We start from the raw sequence: 12,750 nt of genomic DNA, 5'->3' as shown, positions 1-12,750 counted from the left end.
TCGGACGCCGTCTTGCAGCCGGTGCGGGCCGCGATCAGAATTCTTCCCAGTTGTCCTGCGCGAGTGCATTGGCGCCGGATGTTTTGGCAAGCACCTTTTGAGTCGAACTCGAGTAGGCGGGACTGCGCGGCGCCTGGGCGGGACGATTTTCCGCGGGGGCAGCCGCACGCATCCGCTCGGCCGTACCGCGCAGCATTTCGGCCGGGGCCTGGGCCTGAACGGCCTGCGGGGCGATCTGGAAACGGGCGACCAGCGCGCTTAAGGCGCGAGCCTCGTCGTTCAGCGCCATGCTGGCGGCCGTTGTCTCTTCCACCATGGCAGCGTTTTGCTGTGTCACCTGGTCCATCTGATTGACGGCGGAATTGATCTCCTTGAGGCCCACCGCCTGTTCCGAGGCGGAGCTTGAGATCTGGCGGATGAGCCCGTTGATCTGCACCACCTGCTCGGCGATCTTCTCGAGCGCGCCGCCTGCCTTGCCCACGAGGTCGACGCCCTCGCGAACCTGGCCCGCCGATGTATTGATCAGCGTCTTGATTTCCTTTGCGGCATTGGCAGAGCGCTGCGCGAGTTCGCGGACCTCCTGTGCGACGACCGCGAAGCCCTTGCCGGCGTCGCCGGCGCGGGCGGCCTCGACCCCGGCATTGAGCGCCAGAAGGTTGGTCTGGAAGGCGATTTCATCGATGACGCCGATGATCCGGCTGACTTCATGCGACGACTGCTCGATGCCATTCATGGCGGCGATCGCCTTCTGCACCACCTCGCCGGACTGTTCGGCGTCGCTGCTTGCGACCTCGACGGATTTCGCGGCGACCTTGGCGTTTTCGGCGCTGGCGTTCACCTGCGAGGTCAGTTCGTCAAGCGCGGCCGCGGTCTCCTCGAGACTTGCTGCCTGCTGTTCCGTCCGATGCGACAGGTCGTTGGCGGCACCTGAGATCTCGCTGGTGCCGCTGCCGATATTGACGACCGAGTGGTTGACGGTGCGGATCGTCTCTTCGAGGCTCTCCATCGTCGCGTTGAAATCGCGTTTCAGCTGGGCGTATTCGCCGGGGAAGTCGCCGGTAAGGCGGAAGGCGAGGTCGCCGGCGGAGAGATGCGACAGGGCCTTGCCGAGACGTGCGACGATGTCGCGCTGCAGAGCGCTGGCCTCGCTGCGTTCGTTTTCCGAACGTCCGCGTTCGAGTTCGGCCTGCTCTCTCTCGTGACGTGCCTCGCTTTCGAGCCGCCTGTTGTCGGCGAGCTGGTGACGGAAGCCCTCGAGCGACCTGGCGACGGCGCCTGTCTCGTCGGAGCGTTCCTGACCGGAAATCGGCCGGGTATATTCTCCGTTGCTGAGCGTCTCGACGTCGCCCACGAGGCCGGCAAGCGGCTTCTGGACGAAACGGCGAACGGCGAAATAGAGGCCGGCGAGCACCGCGCCGAGGACTATCAGACCGCCGACGATCATCATATAGGTCTGATCGCGCACCGGCGCATTGATGGCTGAGCGCGGAACATCGACCAGAACCAGCCATTGCGCGCTCACGTCGGGCAGGCTGAAAGGATAGACCACACGGTCGAAAGGCTCGTTCCCGTCGTAAGTCAGGTTCTCGATCATGCGGGGCGTGCCGGCGGAAAGGGCATCTTTCACCAACTCGGCGCCTTCGCCGTCATATTCCTTCATCAGCAGTTCGGGGATAGGTGCGGCGAGCCACTTGCCGCTCTGCGACAGCAGGTAGACCCGGCCGGAGCCAAAAGGCTTGACCGCCGAGAGACGGTCCGCGAGTGCGGCGAGCGAAATATCGACACCCGAAACGCCGATCATCCTTGCGTTCGACATCACGGGATAGGCGATCGACGTCATCGTGGTCGGGACATCGGTGCCCTCGGCGAGATATGGCTGGGTGATGGCGCCCTTGCCGCTTTTCGCCGCGAGGCCGTACCACTCGGCCGCATAATCGGCCTTGAACGTCGAGAGCTGGATATTTCCGTTGCGGTCCTTGGACCAATAGGGCGTGAACGCACCGTCGGCATTGCCGCCAAGTTCCGTGTTGTCGACGACGTCCTTCCCGTCATAGGCCTTGGGCTCTTCGGCGAACCAGCTGCCGAAGGCAAAGCCATGCTGCTCCAGGTTGGCCTTCAGGAGATTGATTGCGCCTGCACGGTCGGTGGACTGCCCGGCATGGCCGCGCCCGAGAACGCCCGACATGGTGCGCGCGGCGGCGGCAAGTTCGCCGACGCTTCCCGCGATGTCGGCCGCGATCGCCCGCGCTTCCGTCTTCGCGCCGTCGAAGACCAGCGTTTCGACACGATCTCGCGTCTGGGAGATAAGCACGTAATTCGACGCGAGCAGCACGAGGGCGATCGTGCCTCCCGTCACCGCGATCAATTTTGTCGCCAGCGATCTGGCTTGGAACTTGAACATGAAATCCTCACGCACTGAGAGGTCCGCAGGTGCTGAACCCGCGGCGCGACATATTCGGAACTGTGGGTGAAGCTCCCTCATGGAGCGCCAGATGCCGACCGGCATGGAGGAGCGGCCGAACCGGAGTTGGCCTTCTCGCTGACCTGATTAGACGATCAAAGATTAAAATACGGCCAACGCCGCACCGGATTCCGGGTTCAAGCGGCAGGATTTGCGCGTCGGCCTTGCCGGCGGGCGCTTATCTCACGGTATTTCAGCGCGTTTCAATGTTTCATGGAAACACTGAAACAGTCTGAACCTGTGCGCTTCCGGACGGAAAACGGTGGCACACTTTCCTGCAAGGTGCGCTAGAGCCGGGCGGCGACCTCGGCGGCAAGCGGTATCGAGGGCTGCGCGCCGGGCTTGAGGCAGGCCAGCGATCCCGCAACCGCGGCGCGGCGGAGCGCCTCGGAAAATGCGAGGCCGGCGTCGAGGCCGGCGGCGAGATAGCCGCAGAAGGTATCTCCGGCACCGACCGTATCGACGGGCTCGATCGTGAGCCCCTTCGCGCGATGGAGTTCGCCTTCGTGAATCGCCACCACGCCCTCAGCGCCAAGCGTTACGATCACGGTCTGGCGGGTCTCGGCGTGCAGCCCCTTCATAGCCTCTTCCCGCTCGGCGCCGGCGATGCCCGCTTTGCCGGCGAGCAGCTCGAACTCGGTCTCGTTGGCAATGACGATATCGGCCATGCGGCCGAGGCGCGCCGCATCCGGCGTCAGCGGCGCGATGTTGATGATCGATCGGACGCCGCGCCGTTTTGCTTCGGAGAGTGCCTTTTCCACCGAGGCAGCTGGAATTTCGAGCTGGAGCATCAGCGTGTCGGCAGCAGACATTCTTGCAACAGCGTTCACGGCGTCGTCCTCGCTCACGCGTGCGTTGGCGCTGGCGACCACAACGATGACGTTTTCGCCGTCGCCGCCGACGATGATGTGTGCCGTGCCGGTCGGCTCGCCGACGGTCTTCGTCAGATCGAGATCGGTGCCGGCCTCCTTGAGCAGCGCCAGCGCGCCCTCGGCGAAGGCGTCGGAGCCGACGGCACCTGCCATGCGCACCGAGGCGCCGGCGCGGCGCGCCGCGAGCGCCTGGTTTGCGCCCTTGCCGCCCGCCGCAGTGGAAAAGTCCATTCCGGCAACAGTTTCGCCGGGCTTCGGAAGGCGTGCGGTGGTGGCGATCAGATCCATGTTGATGGATCCAAAAACAGTGATCATGTGGAGGCGTCCCGTCGGCTTGCTTCTTTGTTTTTCGCCTGTCGTCATTCCAACCGCTGCACGGTTTCGCGCGACACACGCATTTGCCGGAGAGTGCCCGACGCCGTCAGTCCTCGTCAACCACTCTCAGCTTCAATTGCCCCATGCGCCCGTCCATCGGGCGCCCGCTGCCGTCGCCCGGCTTTTCGCCCTGTCTCGGATCGCCCTCGGCCTGCAGCTCGAGCGCCTCGATCTTGGCGCCCCGACGGGTCAGCTTGTCCGAGGAGATCAGGATGTCCTCGACATCCTTCTGCGTCATGGCGAAATGGCCCTGGAGCTTGCGTACGCGCTCATCGAGACGCGAGAGGTCTTCCATCAGCCGTACGACTTCGCCCTGGATCAGGTGGGCCTGCTCACGCATGCGGGCGTCTTTCAGGATCGCCTGGATGACCTGGATCGAGAGGAGCAGGAGCGACGGAGAGACGATGACGATCCGCTGGCGGTGCGCCTTCTGGACGATCGCCTCGAAATGCTCATGGATTTCGGCGAAGATCGATTCGGAAGGAACGAAGAGGAAGGCCGTATCCTGGGTCTCGCCCGGCAGGAGATATTTGCCGGAGATATCGCGGATATGCACCTCCATGTCGCGGCGGAAGGCCTGCGCGGCCTGTTGCCGCCGTTCGGCGCTCGCCGCGTCCCTCATGGAATTCCAGGCCTCGAGCGGAAACTTCGCGTCGATGACCAGCGGCGGCTGGCCGTTCGGCATGCGGATGGTGCAGTCCGGCCGCGCGCCGTTGGAAAGCGTCGCCTGGAAGGCGAAGGCGCCCATCGGCAGGCCGTCCGCGACGATCGCCTCCATGCGCGACTGTCCGAAGGCGCCGCGCGTCTGCTTGTTGGCGAGGATGCTCTGCAGCCCGGCCATATCCTTGGCGAGCGACTGGATGTTGTTCTGCGCGTTGTCGATCACCGCGAGCCGCTCCTGGAGCCGCCGCAGATTTTCGTGCGTCGCCTTCGTCTGCTCGCTGATCGAGGCGCCGATGCGATGCGTCATTCCGTCGATGCGCTGGCTGAGCGACTGGTTCAGTTCCGCCTGCCGGGCGCCCAGCACCTCGGTCATGGCCGCGATCCGTCCCTGCATCTCCGTCTGCGCCGCGATGAGCGCCGACATTTGCTCTTCGCGGTCGATCGCGCGAGCCGAACGGGCGCGCCGCACCATAATGGCCGAGAACAGCACCACGAGAAGGGCGGCGGCTGTGACGAGGAGGCCGGCCGTGACGGGCAGGGCGCCGATGAGGAACAGCGGCTGATCGAAGGAAAAGGGGATGGGCTCCATGGCCGCAGACTAACAGATTCGCGTGCGAAAACCAGATCAAAACGAGAACATACATTTTCGCGGCCGGTCGTTCCCCTTTGGAGCGCCACGGGTTTCGCAATGGCAATTTTCTTGCGCGTCGAGGGAAAGATCGGCTATGGGGATCGACATGACGATCAAGCCGCTCATCATTCTTCCCGATCCGGTTCTGCGCCAGGTGTCGACACCGGTGGAGACCATTGACGCCGATATTCGCCGGCTCGCCGACGATATGCTGGAAACCATGTACGACGCGCCGGGCATCGGTCTCGCCGCGATACAGATCGGCGTGCCGAAGCGCCTCCTGGTTCTGGATGTGACGAAGGAGGGAGAGGAGAAACAGCCGCTCGTCTTCATCAATCCGAAGGTCGTCCGCTCGTCCGAGGAGCGTTCGGTCTATGAGGAAGGCTGCCTTTCGATCCCCGACTATTACGCCGAGGTCGAGCGACCCGCCGCGATCACGGTCGAGTATGTCGATCGCGAGGGCAAGGAACAGGCGGTCGAGGCCGAGGGCCTGCTCGCCACCTGCCTGCAGCACGAGATCGACCATCTGAACGGCGTCCTGTTCATCGATTACATCTCCAAGCTCAAGCGAGATATGGTGATTCGCAGGTTCACCAAGGCGGCCAAGACGCGCGGCGCAAAGGCGATCTGATCCGTTCATGTCTTAGGTCGACCCGGCCCGAAACATCGTGATCTAGCGTCGCGGCCGCATTCAACCTGGAGCCGCCGCCCGCTCACGGGCAATCGAAAGAGACGGAGGCCGCCACTTGCCGCTTCGCATCATCTTCATGGGCACGCCGGAATTTTCCGTACCGACGCTCCTGGCGCTCGCCGGGGCGGGTCACGAGATCGCCGCCGTCTATACGCAGCCGGCGCGGCCGGCCGGCCGGCGCGGCCTCGACCTCAAGAAATCCTCCGTGCATCAGGCTGCCGAGCACCTCGGCATTCCGGTGTTGACGCCCGTCAACTTCAAGGACGCCGCGGACCGTCAGACCTTCCGGGATTTCGGTGCGGACGTGGCGGTCGTCGTCGCCTACGGGCTGCTGCTGCCGGAGGAAATACTCTCCGGGACCCGCTACGGCTGCTATAACGGCCATGCCTCGCTCCTGCCGCGCTGGCGGGGGGCGGCGCCGATCCAGAGGGCGATCATGGCCGGCGACCGTGAGACCGGTATGATGGTGATGAAAATGGACAAGGGGCTCGATACCGGTCCCGTGGCTCTCGCGCAGTCGGTTCCGATCGACCAGACGATGACGGCCGGCGAATTGCACGACCGGCTGATGCAGGTCGGAGCGGTGCTGATGACGGAGGCCATGGCCAGGCTCGAGGCCGGCGAGCTTCCGCTCGCGCCGCAGGCGCAAGAGGGCGTCGCCTATGCCGCCAAGATTTCGAAGGAAGAGACCCGCATCGATTTCTCCCGGCCGGCGGCCGAGGTGCACAACCATATCCGCGGCCTCTCGCCTTTTCCCGGCGCCTGGTTCGAACTCGACATTGCCGGCCGCCAGGAACGCGTCAAGGTGCTTGGCTCCGAGATGTCGGAAGGGAAAGGTGCTCCCGGAGAAGTGCTTGACAGTACTCTCAGCATCGCCTGCGGAAAAGGCGCGGTGCGGCTGACGAGATTGCAGCGTGCGGGCGGCAAGGCGCTCGCCTCGGCCGATTTCCTGCGCGGCACGCCCATCGCTGCCGGCGCGAGGATCGCCTGATGCCCCGCTATCGCCTGACCGTCGAATATGACGGTTCCGATTATGTCGGCTGGCAGAGGCAGGACAACGGTCCCTCGATCCAGGGTGCGATCGAGAAGGCGGTCCTGTCGCTCACCCGCGAGACGGTCTCGATCCGCGGCGCCGGGCGCACCGATTCCGGCGTTCATGCCAGGGGGCAGGTGGCGCATCTCGATCTCACGCGCGAGTGGAAGTCGTACACGCTGCAAAACGCCCTCAACGCGCATCTGGCGCTCGCCGGCGAGCGGGTCTCGATCCTCGATGTCGCGGAAGCCCCCGGCGACTTCGATGCGCGTTTCTCTGCAATCCGCCGGCATTATCTCTATCGGATCGTTTCCCGCCGGTCACCACTGGCGCTGGAGGCGCGGCGCGCCTGGTGGGTGCCGAAGCCGCTCGATCACGACGCAATGCACGAGGCGGCGCAGCGCCTCGTCGGCCATCACGATTTCACCACCTTCCGCTCGGCCCACTGTCAGGCGACGAGCCCCTTGCGCACGCTCGACCGGCTGGACGTGACCCGTGCGGACGAGCTCATCGAAATCCGCGCCACGGCACAAAGCTTTCTCCACAACCAGATCCGTTCCTTCGCGGGCTCCCTGAAGCTCGTGGGCGAGGGCAAGTGGACGCCGGATGACCTGCAGACCGCACTCGAAGCACGCGACCGCAAGGCTTGCGGCCCGGTCGCCCCGCCCGACGGGCTTTATTTCATGCGGGTGGATTACTAAGCTGGAACCAGCAGCCGCTCATCCGGCCTGCCGGCCACCTTCTCCCCATCATCTGGCGGATGCGGGGCTTTCACGAACGCCGCCGCTCAACCCGGCATCAAGCCGAGCAGGCGCTGCAGGAACTGCATGATCATCAGCGGTGACAGCAGAAAGATCGCGGCAAGGGCGGCGGCGAGCAGGTTCTGCTTGGCGGTAACGGTCCGCAAGAGGCGGAAGAGCAGCGCCGAGCTGGCGACGAGCAGCAGAAGCCACAACAGGGCTGCCATACCGGCGCTGCCGGGTATGACCAGCAGCAACGCGGCCGGAACCGCCATGGCATAGGTCAACGGGACCTGGAGCCAATTGGTCGTGACGATTACCGGCACCACCAGGACGGAAAAGCCGAGCGGGCGCGAGAGGACGGCAATCAGCACGATCGGCAGCAGCCAGCTCACGAGGTCGACGGCGAGAAGCTTCCCGAAGAAGCCGATGCCGACTGTCGTGCCGGTCGGCATCACCGAGAGATAATAGAGCCGCCATGAGGCCCAGCCGACGGCCAGCGCCGGCAGCGTCCAGAGGATCGCCGTGAAGGAGCGCCACAACCCGCTCTCGCTGATGTCCAGCCAGCGATAGCCTTCGTGGTTGCCCTGGATCAGCAGCCACAGCCCCTTGATATAGACAAGGACTTCCTCAAGCAGCGGCATGACCGAACCAGCGGGCGATGAAGGTTTCGTAGATCCCGGTCAGGGTTTCGAGATCGGCAAGGGCGACGCGTTCGTCGACCATGTGCATGGTTTTGCCGACGAGGCCGAATTCGACGACCGGGCAATAGTCCTTGATGAAACGCGCGTCCGATGTGCCGCCGGTGGTCGACAGCTGCGGCTGCCGCCCGGTGACGGCCTCCACGGCACCTGAAAGCGAATCGATGAGCGCGTTGTTGCGCGTCAGGAAGACATGGCTCGGACGCTCGTTCCAGACGATCTCGTATCTGGCCGGAGCGCGGCCGGGCCTCAGCGCGCTGTCGGCTGCTGCGCGGTCGAGACGCGCGACGATCTCCGCCATCAGGCTTTCGGCCGTCCAGCGGTCGTTGAACCGGATGTTGAAGGCGGCGCTAGCCCTCGCGGGAATGACGTTGACTGCGGAATTGCCGACGTCGATGGTCGTGACTTCGAGGTTCGAAGGCTGGAAATTTTCCGTTCCGTCGTCGAAGGGCGGATCCATCAGGGCCTTTGCGAACTGCAGGATGCTGCGCACCGGATTGTCCGCGAGATGCGGATAGGCCGCGTGGCCCTGGACGCCGTGAACGGTGATCCGGCCGGAAAGCGATCCGCGCCGGCCGATCTTGATCATGTCGCCGATGCCGTCCGGATTGGTCGGCTCGCCGACGAGACAGGCGTCCCAGCGCTCGCCCCTTGCCGCCGCCCATTCGAGGAGCTTAACCGTGCCGTTGATCGCCGGGCCTTCCTCGTCGCCGGTGATGAGGAAGGAGATCGAGCCCTTAGGCGCGCCATGCTTCTCGATATGGCGGGCGACGGCCGCCACGAAACAGGCAATGCCGCCCTTCATGTCGACTGCGCCGCGTCCGTACATTTCACCTTCGGCGATCGCGGCGGAGAAGGGCGGTCGACTCCAGGCGGCTTCGTCGCCGACCGGCACCACATCGGTGTGACCGGCAAACATCAGATGCGGTCCGTCGCCCCCGATCCGGGCGTAAAGGTTTTCGATGTCGGGCGTTCCGGGTTCCTTCGCCACGACCCGGTCGACCTTGAAGCCGACCGGTGCCAGCATGGCTTCAAGAGTGGCCAGCGCGCCTCCCTCGGCGGGTGTGACGGAGGGGCAGCGAATGAGGGCAGCGAGATTGGAGACGGGATCGGTCGGGAACATGGAAGGTATGCCTGCGAAGCCGGTGGGCCAGAAAAGGTAGTCCGAGAAACAGAGATTGCCGGTTTATCCGATCAGCCACCCGCTGTCACGTCCGATGACCCGGCGGGTTTCGCAGTGCGCTGAAAAGAGAACGGGCCGGACAGATGTCCGGCCCGCCATCGACCCCCTTTTTTGGTGGGCAGGAAAGGCTACTCGCCGGGGGCGAGATGCGGGGCTTCGATATGCGCTCCGGTGTGCTTCAGAGGCCTTTCGCCGGAAAGCTTGCGGATGAGCACATAGAAGACGGGCGTCATGAAGATGCCGAAGGCCGTGACGCCGATCATCCCGGCAAACACCGCCACGCCCATGGCGGAGCGCATTTCCGCCCCGGCGCCGGTGGAGGTGACGAGCGGCACGACGCCCATGATGAAGGCCATCGAGGTCATCAGGATCGGTCTGAGCCGGAGGCGGCTCGCCTCGATCGCGGCACTGACGGCATTGCTGCCGGACAGTTCCAGTTCGCGGGCGAATTCGACGATCAGGATCGCGTTCTTCGCCGACAGACCCACCAGAACGATGAGGCCGATCTGGGTGAAGACGTTGTTGTCGCCGCCGGTCAGCCAGACGCCCGTCAGCGCCGCCATGATGCCCATAGGCACGATCAGGATGATCGCGATCGGCAGCAGCAGGCTCTCATACTGGGCCGCAAGCACGAGATAGACGAGCAGCAGCGCCAGCGGAAAGACGAGGATGCCCGAATTGCCGGCGAGGATCTGCTGATAGGTCAGGTCCGTCCACTCGTACGAAATGCCGGGCGGCAGCGTTTCGGCCGCAATCCGCTCGATGGCCGCCTGCGCCTGGCCGGAGGAGAAGCCGGGTGCCGGTCCGCCATTGATGTCGGCGGCGAGGAAGCCGTTGTAGCGGATCGCCCGCTCGGCGCCGACCGTCTGCTCGACGTTGAGCAGGGCCGACAGCGGAATCATCTCGCCCGTCTGCGAACGCACCTTCAGCTTGCCGATGTCGTCGGCGTGGCTGCGGTAGCTCGCATCGGCCTGGATGCGCACGCTGTAGGTGCGGCCGAACGCGTTGAAGTCGTTGACGTAGAGCGAGCCCAGATAGATCTGCAGCGTCTCGAACACGTCCGTGACCGCGACGCCGAGCTGGCGCGCCTTGGTGCGGTCGAGGTCGGCATAGAGCTGCGGCACGTTGATCTGGTAGCTCGAATAGAGCCCGGCGAGTTCGGGTGCCGCCATCGCCTTGGCGAGGACGGCCTTGGTCGCATCGTCCAGCGTCCGGTAGCCGAGGCCGTTCCTGTCTTCGATCTGCAGCTTGAAGCCGCCGGTCGTGCCGAGGCCCTGGACGGGCGGTGGCGGGAACATGGCGATGAAGGCATCCTGGATCGCCCCGAACTCCTGGTTCAATTGCATGGCGATGGCGCCGCCCGAAAGTTCGGGCGTCGTACGCTCCTCGAACGGCTTCAGCGACACGAAGACGATGCCGGAGTTGGACGAGTTGGTGAAGCCGTTTATCGACAGGCCCGGGAAGGCGATGGCGTGTTCGACGCCCGGGTGCTTGAGGGCGATCTCGCTCATGCGCCGGATGACGTCTTCCGAGCGATCGAGCGTCGCCGCGTCCGGAAGCTGTGCGAAACCGATGAGATATTGCTTGTCCTGGGCCGGCACGAAGCCGCCGGGCACCGCGCGGAAGAGCACGAAAGTGACCCCGAGGAGGACGACATAGACGCCCATGACCAGCGACTTGCGGGTAAGGATGCCGCCGACGCCGCGGCCATAGGCCTCCGAACTCGCTCCGAAGAATCGGTTGAAGCCGCGGAAGAACCAGCCGAACAACCGATCCATGACCCGCGTCAGACGGTCCTTCGGGGCGTGGTGGTCCTTCAGGAGAAGGGCGGCGAGCGCCGGCGAGAGCGTCAGCGAGTTGAAGGCTGAAATCACCGTCGAGATCGCGATGGTCAGCGCGAACTGGCGGTAGAACTGGCCGGTGAGCCCGGTGATGAAGGCGAGCGGCACGAATACCGCGACGAGAACCAGCGCGATCGCGATGATCGGCCCAGACACCTCCTGCATGGCGCGATAGGTTGCCTGCACCGGCGAGAGACCCTGGGAGATATTTCGTTCGACGTTCTCGACGACGACGATGGCGTCGTCGACGACGATGCCGATCGCCAGCACCAGGCCGAAGAGGCTGAGCGCGTTGATCGAGAAGCCGAAGACATACATCACCGCGAAGGTACCGACGATCGAGACGGGCACGGCGACGAGCGGGATGATCGAGGCGCGCCAGGTCTGCAGGAAGACGATGACGACGACGACCACGAGCGCGATGGCTTCGAGCAGCGTGTGGATGACCGATTCGATCGACGCCCGGACGAACTGCGTCGTGTCGTAGACGATCTCGTAATCGACGCCATCCGGCATGGTCTGCTTCAGCTCGGCCATGACCTTGTGGACGTTTTCGGAGATCTGGATGGCGTTGGAGCCGGGCGCCTGGAACACGCCCATGCCGACGGCAGCCTTGTTGTCGAGAAGCGAGCGCAGCGAATAGTCCGCCGCCCCCATTTCGACGCGGGCGACGTCGCCGAGGCGCGTGATCTCCCCGCTATCGCCCGATTTGACGACGATGTCGGCAAAATCCTCGGGCGTCTTGAGGCGGCCCTGAGCGTTGACGGAGAGCTGCAGGTCGAGGCCGGGAACCGACGGCGAAGCGCCGATGACGCCGGCGGCTGCCTGGACGTTCTGTCCACGGACGGCGTTGGCGATGTCGCTCGCTGCAAGCCCGCGCTCTGCGGCCTTTTCGGGGTCGATCCAGACGCGCATGGAATAGTCGCCACCACCGAAGATCTGCACCTGGCCGACGCCGTCTACGCGCGCCAGCCGGTCCTTGACGTTCAGGACGCCGTAGTTGCGCAGATAGTTGATGTCGTATAGCCCGTTGGGCGAAATCAGGTGCACGACGAGCGTCAGGTCGGGCGAGCTCTTGACGGTGGTGACGCCGAGCCGGCGCACCTCTTCGGGCAGCCGCGGCTCGGCCTGGGAGACGCGGTTCTGCACCAGCTGCTGAGCCTGGTCCGGGTCGGTTCCGAGCTCGAAGGTGACGGTCAGCGTCATCAGACCGTCGGCGGTCGCCTGGCTCTGCATGTAAAGCATGCCCTCGACGCCGTTGATCTGCTCTTCGAGCGGCGTGGCGACGGTTTCGGCGATCACGGCCGGGTTGGCGCCCGGATATTGCGCCCTGACCACGATCTGCGGCGGCACGACTTCCGGATATTCGGAAATCGGCAGGCCGGTCATGCCGATCAGGCCCGCGACGAAGATGATCACGGAGAGAACGCCCGCGAAGACCGGGCGGTCGACGAAGAAGCGTGAGAAGTTCATGGCATCCCCCTTGGGAACTTCAGGCAAGCAGGGAGCGTCTGCGGCGAAAATGTTCGCTGCGAGCACCGGTGCATGCCGTAGGAATG

9 protein-coding genes are annotated in these 12,750 nt (G+C 64.7%); 3 read left to right on the top strand and 6 right to left on the bottom strand.

The window, feature by feature from the left end; genetic code table 11:
- Nucleotides 1–34: 34 nt before the first annotated feature.
- From AC6CIG_RS12530 to AC6CIG_RS12520, 3 genes are all read right to left on the bottom strand, one after another.
- Nucleotides 35–2,401: a methyl-accepting chemotaxis protein gene (locus tag AC6CIG_RS12530; RefSeq protein ID WP_437407936.1), complete on the bottom strand. Its 2,367-nt coding sequence runs from the start codon at nucleotides 2,399–2,401 to the stop codon at nucleotides 35–37.
- Between the two features lie 347 nt (nucleotides 2,402–2,748).
- Nucleotides 2,749–3,648, bottom strand: a complete 900-nt coding sequence (locus AC6CIG_RS12525) for a ribokinase (protein WP_018094020.1) — start codon at nucleotides 3,646–3,648, stop codon at nucleotides 2,749–2,751.
- 106 nt (nucleotides 3,649–3,754) lie between these two features.
- Entirely contained in the window at nucleotides 3,755–4,960 is a 1,206-nt protein-coding gene (locus AC6CIG_RS12520; protein ID WP_437407935.1) for a DNA recombination protein RmuC, read from the bottom strand.
- A gap of 148 nt (nucleotides 4,961–5,108) precedes the next feature.
- Between AC6CIG_RS12520 and def the strand changes: the two genes are divergently transcribed.
- The 3 genes from def to truA all read left to right on the top strand — a co-directional run bounded on the left by def (nucleotide 5,109) and on the right by truA (nucleotide 7,427).
- Nucleotides 5,109–5,633, top strand: coding sequence for a peptide deformylase (gene def / locus AC6CIG_RS12515; RefSeq protein WP_003527648.1), 525 nt, complete (start codon nucleotides 5,109–5,111; stop codon nucleotides 5,631–5,633).
- Nucleotides 5,634–5,748: 115 nt separating this feature from the next.
- Nucleotides 5,749–6,684, top strand: coding sequence for a methionyl-tRNA formyltransferase (fmt, locus tag AC6CIG_RS12510; protein WP_437407934.1), 936 nt, complete (start codon nucleotides 5,749–5,751; stop codon nucleotides 6,682–6,684).
- The gene (gene truA, locus AC6CIG_RS12505; RefSeq protein WP_437407933.1) at nucleotides 6,684–7,427 is read left to right on the top strand and encodes a tRNA pseudouridine(38-40) synthase TruA; all 744 of its coding nucleotides are present in this window, start codon (nucleotides 6,684–6,686) and stop codon (nucleotides 7,425–7,427) included. Before fmt ends, truA begins: the two co-directional genes overlap by 1 nt.
- Before the next feature lie 86 nt (nucleotides 7,428–7,513).
- Here the strand turns inward: truA and AC6CIG_RS12500 are convergent, their stop codons facing one another.
- The 3 genes from AC6CIG_RS12500 to AC6CIG_RS12490 all read right to left on the bottom strand — a co-directional run bounded on the left by AC6CIG_RS12500 (nucleotide 7,514) and on the right by AC6CIG_RS12490 (nucleotide 12,664).
- Entirely contained in the window at nucleotides 7,514–8,110 is a 597-nt protein-coding gene (locus AC6CIG_RS12500; protein WP_018094024.1) for a hypothetical protein, read from the bottom strand.
- On the bottom strand, nucleotides 8,097–9,290 hold the full coding sequence (gene dapE, locus AC6CIG_RS12495; protein WP_437407932.1) for a succinyl-diaminopimelate desuccinylase: 1,194 nt from the start codon (nucleotides 9,288–9,290) through the stop codon (nucleotides 8,097–8,099). Before dapE ends, AC6CIG_RS12500 begins: the two co-directional genes overlap by 14 nt.
- A gap of 188 nt (nucleotides 9,291–9,478) precedes the next feature.
- Entirely contained in the window at nucleotides 9,479–12,664 is a 3,186-nt protein-coding gene (locus tag AC6CIG_RS12490) for an efflux RND transporter permease subunit (protein WP_437407931.1), read from the bottom strand.
- Nucleotides 12,665–12,750 lie beyond the last annotated feature (86 nt).

The organism is Sinorhizobium sp. GQ132 (assembly GCF_059758575.1).
This window is presented reverse-complemented; position numbering and strand designations above follow the sequence as displayed.

Bases quoted from the DNA above. Each gene is read 5' to 3' on its own strand.
- AC6CIG_RS12530 (WP_437407936.1), bottom strand. From the start codon at position 2,401: ATGTTCAAGTTCCAAGCCAGATCGCTGGCGACAAAATTGATCGCGGTG.
- AC6CIG_RS12525 (WP_018094020.1), bottom strand. From the start codon at position 3,648: ATGATCACTGTTTTTGGATCCATCAACATGGATCTGATCGCCACCACC.
- AC6CIG_RS12520 (WP_437407935.1), bottom strand. From the start codon at position 4,960: ATGGAGCCCATCCCCTTTTCCTTCGATCAGCCGCTGTTCCTCATCGGC.
- def (WP_003527648.1), top strand. From the start codon at position 5,109: ATGACGATCAAGCCGCTCATCATTCTTCCCGATCCGGTTCTGCGCCAG.
- truA (WP_437407933.1), top strand. From the start codon at position 6,684: ATGCCCCGCTATCGCCTGACCGTCGAATATGACGGTTCCGATTATGTC.
- AC6CIG_RS12500 (WP_018094024.1), bottom strand. From the start codon at position 8,110: ATGCCGCTGCTTGAGGAAGTCCTTGTCTATATCAAGGGGCTGTGGCTG.
- dapE (WP_437407932.1), bottom strand. From the start codon at position 9,290: ATGTTCCCGACCGATCCCGTCTCCAATCTCGCTGCCCTCATTCGCTGC.
- AC6CIG_RS12490 (WP_437407931.1), bottom strand. From the start codon at position 12,664: ATGAACTTCTCACGCTTCTTCGTCGACCGCCCGGTCTTCGCGGGCGTT.